Raw genomic sequence first — 1,047 nt, 5'->3', positions numbered from 1 at the left:
CCTACACCCTTACCCCGGGACAACCACCGCCCGGGATGGACTACCTTCCTGCGTCACCCCATCACTCACCTACTACCAACTTGGGCCGGCGGCTCCACCACTTTCCTTTCCCCGAAGGGTCCGGAACGGCTTCACGGCCTTAGCATCACTGGATTCGATGTTTGACGCTTCACAGCGGGTACCGGAATATCAACCGGTTATCCATCGACTACGCCTGTCGGCCTCGCCTTAGGTCCCGACTTACCCTGGGCAGATCAGCTTGACCCAGGAACCCTTAGTCAATCGGCGCACACGTTTCTCACGTGTGTATCGCTACTCATGCCTGCATTCTCACTCGTGAACCGTCCACAACTGCCTTCCGGCGCTGCTTCACCCGGCACACGACGCTCCCCTACCCATCACAGCCGCCGTTGGGCGTATATGCTGCAATGACACGACTTCGGCGGTACGCTTGAGCCCCGCTACATTGTCGGCGCGGAATCACTAGACCAGTGAGCTATTACGCACTCTTTCAAGGGTGGCTGCTTCTAAGCCAACCTCCTGGTTGTCTCTGCGACTCCACATCCTTTCCCACTTAGCGTACGCTTAGGGGCCTTAGTCGATGCTCTGGGCTGTTTCCCTCTCGACCATGGAGCTTATCCCCCACAGTCTCACTGCCGTGCTCTCACTTACCGGCATTCGGAGTTTGGCTAAGGTCAGTAACCCGGTAGGGCCCATCGCCTATCCAGTGCTCTACCTCCGGCAAGAAACACACGACGCTGCACCTAAATGCATTTCGGGGAGAACCAGCTATCACGGAGTTTGATTGGCCTTTCACCCCTAACCACAGGTCATCCCCCAGGTTTTCAACCCTGGTGGGTTCGGTCCTCCACGAAGTCTTACCTCCGCTTCAACCTGCCCATGGCTAGATCACTCCGCTTCGGGTCTTGAGCGCGCTACTATATCGCCCTATTCGGACTCGCTTTCGCTACGGCTTCCCCACACGGGTTAACCTCGCAACACACCGCAAACTCGCAGGCTCATTCTTCAAAAGGCACGCAGTCACGA

The 1,047-nt window shown here is 57.3% G+C and carries 1 rRNA gene; it reads right to left on the bottom strand.

Annotated features, from left to right (window positions below):
* A 23S ribosomal RNA gene (locus tag ACIP5K_RS35710) occupies nucleotides 1-1,047 on the bottom strand; the annotation flags it as partial.

Source organism: Streptomyces sp. NPDC088785, assembly GCF_044750685.1.
In the GTDB taxonomy this organism is placed as follows: Bacteria; Actinomycetota; Actinomycetes; order Streptomycetales; family Streptomycetaceae; genus Streptomyces.
Note: the sequence above shows the minus strand (reverse complement) of the source record. Positions and strands in the feature narration are given on the sequence as shown.